Below are 268 nucleotides of genomic sequence, written 5' to 3'. Positions count from 1 at the left end.
GAGGAAAACCTTTAACGTGGTAGTAATGTGAGTCGGCTTGAGGAGCTTCTTGCGTTTATGCCAGATCATGCTAAATATAAAGCGGGATGAAAACAGCACGTTGTTTTATCGCATATCCTTGCTGAAGCACGATCAAACAGAGCTGTTGCTTGAATAGATTTCTCTTGGTTTGATTCCCCCTTCCCTAGCCGTGTGAGAAAAAGGGCTAGTTCGATTCCTGCGCGTAACGGCGCTGGGGGGCAGTATTTACCAACGAACTGCCCAAAAC

At 46.6% G+C, this 268-nt stretch carries 1 protein-coding gene; it reads right to left on the bottom strand.

The window, feature by feature from the left end:
• Window positions 1-65 precede the first annotated feature (65 nt).
• Window positions 66-268 (bottom strand): hypothetical protein (locus tag AAEZ10_RS27400; protein ID WP_350571821.1); only part of this gene is annotated, 203 nt, incomplete at its 5' end.

The sequence above is a fragment of the Pseudomonas sp. H26/SER47-MNA-CIBAN-0231 genome (assembly GCF_040310465.1).
In the GTDB taxonomy this organism is placed as follows: Bacteria; Pseudomonadota; Gammaproteobacteria; order Pseudomonadales; family Pseudomonadaceae; genus Aquipseudomonas; species Aquipseudomonas atacamensis.
The sequence above is the reverse complement of the archived record's forward strand: the minus strand, read 5'-3'. Positions and strand labels throughout refer to the sequence as shown.